The sequence below is a fragment of the Humibacillus sp. DSM 29435 genome (assembly GCF_001758225.1).
Lineage (GTDB): Bacteria > Actinomycetota > Actinomycetes > Actinomycetales > Dermatophilaceae > DSM-29435.
On record NZ_MAST01000040.1, the window covers coordinates 1 to 3,480 of the forward strand.

A 3,480-nucleotide genomic window follows, 5' to 3' on the forward strand; every position below is an offset into this window, starting at 1 on the left:
TGCGCCCGGTGTCGATGACCAGATGAGCAGCTTCCTGCCGGTACTTCGGGGTGTAACTCTTCCTCGTGGCACCCATAAGGACATCCTTCCCTGCCAGGCCGAAACCCGACGATCAAGATGTCCACGAAATGGGGTCAACCTCAATGCAGGGACAGACGACGAGACACCGGCACCCGCCCCAGCCCCTTGACACTAAACACCACACGCTGATGACAGGAAGTTGCGACTATCCTGCGGCTTGTGTCTGATTCGCTGAAGTACGCGGTTGTCGAGCGGGAGCGGCGCTACATCCTGGCGCGCCTTCCGGAGGGTGTCATCGGCACGCGGGACATCTTCGATCGGTACGTGACCGGGACACGGCTGAGACTCCGTGAGGTGCGAGACGTCGATGGGACCGTGACTCGCAAACTTGGCCACAAGGTGCGCCTTACTGACGGACCTGCTGAAGTCGCTTGCACAAACTTTTACCTTGACGACGACGAGTGGGCTCTGCTCGCGGCTCTGCCGGCCCGGCTCCTCCGCAAGCGGCGACACCTGATCGGCCGCGACGGGTTGCTCGTCGCTATCGACGAGCACGAGGACGGGACACTCATCGCGGAGATTGATGACCACGACAAGCCCTCAGACTTCGTCCCGGCATGGCTCGATGTTCTCGAGGACGTGAGCAATGAGGAAGCCTGGACGGGAGCAAAGCTGGCACGGTAGGCACGCATGATCCTCCACCGCGGGCGGCGCCACCTGTGCCGATCGGGCAACGTCTGCTTATCGGTGCGGCCGAGCGGTCCGCGGTTACTAGGAGACTTCCGGTAGGGCCGGTGTCTGGCCAGACTCGGTCTAGGTGTCCGGTAGGAGGCTCTCATTCGCGGCTGTCCACCGTTTGTTGGTGTGGCTCTCATTTGGACTGCAGCCTGCCGGGCACCGTCGGCGATGGTGTGGCTCAAGAGGGGTCTGCCCTGCTCGTAGTAGCACTGCCCACCTCGTCACCTTTCGGGTTCCTACCAGTGCTGGAGGAGTGTTCATGGCGGTCATTGATCGAGTGGTCATCGGGGTTGACCCGCACAAGCTGTCAGCCACGATCGAGGTGGTCACCACCGGTGGTGAGCTGATGGGGTCGGGCCGGTTCGCTACCGACAAAGCGGGGTACGCGGCGATGCGCGGGTACGTGAGGGGGTGGCCGAACCGGGTGTGGGCGGTGGAGGGCGCGAACGGTGCCGGTCGTCCGTTGGCGCAGCGTCTGCTCGAGGCCGGCGAGCAGGTGGTGGATGTGCCGGCGAAGCTGGCGGCGCGGGCGCGGTTGTTCGACACCGGCCACAACCGCAAGACCGACGCGTTGGATGCGCATTCGATCGCGATGGTCGCGGTACGCACGACCGGGCTCCGTGTCTTGGCCCTGGACGGGGAGCTGGAGGCGTTACGGATGCTGGCTGACCGGCGTGACGAGCTGTCCAAGCTACGAGTGCAGACGGTGAACCGGATACAGCGGTTGTTCTCGGAACTGGTTCCTGGGCAACGAAAGAGGGACCTGTCAGCGTTGCAGGCGAAGGCGATCGTGGCCTCGGTAGGGCCGCGGGACATCGCCGGTCGGACCCGGCGCCCGATGGCGGTCGATCAGATCGCCGACCTGGTCGCCGTCGACTCGAAGCTGAAGCGGATCAAGGCCGAGCTGAAGGTAGCGGTCACCGGGCGTGGGTCCTCGCTGATGGACATCTGCGGGGTCGGCCCGGCCGGCGCCGCCCGCATCCTGGCTGATGTCGGGGACATTGCCCGGTTCATGGACCGCAACAAGTTCGCCTCTTGGACAGGCACAGCCCCGCTGGACGCCTCCTCTGGGGAACAGATCCGGCATCGGCTCTCTCGGGCTGGGAACCGGCGGATGAACCACGTGTTGCACATCGCGGCCATCGTCCAGCTACGCCACGACACCCCAGGGCGGGCGTACTACCGGCGCAAGCTCGCCGCCGGGAAGACCCCGATGGAAGCGATCCGCTGCCTCAAACGGCGGCTGTCCGACGTCGTGTTCAAGCGCCTGCTCGCCGACGCGCGAGCCAGCCAGCAACCAGCTGGCGCACTCATCGACGCGGGCCCGGGAGGGCACTGCGGGGCGACTCAAAAATCCAGCGCGGCCGACTCCCACCCGCACGTCGACACTTCGGATCAGCCACGTCCCGGACCCGCCCCAACGACGCTACCGGCCACCACCGCGAGAGACCAGACCAACCCTCGAAACCGCCTCCAACCCGCAACTTGACACAGAGGGGTGCCAAATCCGGTAAACGTCATGGGCTGATAGAAAGGCGCGTAACCGCCCTCATCGGGGGTGTGCGGACCTCACGTGCGGTCAAGGGCGACGGAACTCGTGTGGTGCTCGGTGCCCGAGGATGGTCACATGCCGATCACTATGGTCCAGGTCCCAGCCCGGTTCCCCGTCGCCGAGGTGATGGTGGACCGCCGAAGCGGGCGCACCTGGACAGTGGAGGTTGGTCCGTTCGAGATCGCCACCACCGTAGTCACCGTCGGACAGTGGAACGCGCTGCTCGGCACGGAGACCGAACCGAGCCAGTGTGACTTCCCGAAGGTGGAGATCAGCTGGCGGCAAGCGGTCTCGTTCTGCAACGACATGTCCCTGCGGCACCGACTCGCCCCGGCCTACACCATCACCACGATCGATCCGCCACCTCGGACACGCTCCACCTGGACTCCCCACAATGAACCGGCACCTGACGACTGGTGCGTCGCGTGGGACCGAGAGGCGACCGGATACCGCCTACCGACGGACGCCGAATGGCAGGTCGCCTGTCGGGCAGGTTCAACGGGCCCTCGCTATGGCGACCTGGACCAGATCGCTTGGTACGAGAACAACTCCCATGGGTGCGTGCACCCAGTGGGAAGGAAGACGCCCAACGCGTGGGGCCTGTTCGACACCTTGGGTGGAGTGTGGGAGTGGTGCTGGGACCAATACGACGCGGAGGTGTATGGGTCCTACCGCGTCATCCGAGGGGGCGGTTGGAGCGACCCGCATTGGGGCTGCCGGGCTGGAGTCCGACGCAAGACCAGCCCTGAGGCTGCGTTTGATGACGTGGGCTTCCGCCTCGCCCGGACGATCGCCGACTGACGGCCGGACCGTCTGTGCACTCACCCTCATCGGCACGACCGATCTGTGGCATAGACCGGACGTGCCAGGCCCACTCTCAACTGACGGACCCCGACCCCGACTGAATGCAGGGGGTCGCTCAGGGACATCCCGGATGTCTCTGGCCCGCTCCGCTCGCTAGTGTGCGAGCACAGGGCAATGCTCACACGCTCTTCGACTCAGGAGGGGAAATGGGGATCACTCGATTCACCGTGTCTGTCGACGTGAAGTATGAGGTTAACGGGCTCTCCGCATTTGAGCGGGGCGGCACCTGATTCATGCTGCTGGTCTCTGCCCTCGGGTGAGGGCGATGTGGACCATGATGCGCCTTCGGTAGTTGTCCATGTTGG

3 protein-coding genes are annotated in these 3,480 nt (G+C 65.0%); all 3 read left to right on the forward strand.

Annotated features, from left to right (window positions below; all coding sequences use genetic code 11):
• Positions 1–240: 240 nt before the first annotated feature.
• Positions 241–705 carry a hypothetical protein gene (locus BA895_RS18025; protein WP_070193282.1) on the forward strand — a complete coding sequence of 155 codons (465 nt, stop codon included), beginning with the start codon at positions 241–243 and terminating at the stop codon, positions 703–705.
• A gap of 313 nt (positions 706–1,018) precedes the next feature.
• Positions 1,019–2,248: an IS110 family transposase gene (locus BA895_RS18030; RefSeq protein ID WP_070193283.1), complete on the forward strand. Its 1,230-nt coding sequence runs from the start codon at positions 1,019–1,021 to the stop codon at positions 2,246–2,248.
• A gap of 120 nt (positions 2,249–2,368) precedes the next feature.
• Positions 2,369–3,112, forward strand: coding sequence for an SUMF1/EgtB/PvdO family nonheme iron enzyme (locus BA895_RS18035; protein ID WP_254666547.1), 744 nt, complete (start codon positions 2,369–2,371; stop codon positions 3,110–3,112).
• Positions 3,113–3,480 lie beyond the last annotated feature (368 nt).

Bases quoted from the DNA above. Each gene is read 5' to 3' on its own strand.
- BA895_RS18030 (WP_070193283.1), top strand. From the start codon at position 1,019: ATGGCGGTCATTGATCGAGTGGTCATCGGGGTTGACCCGCACAAGCTG.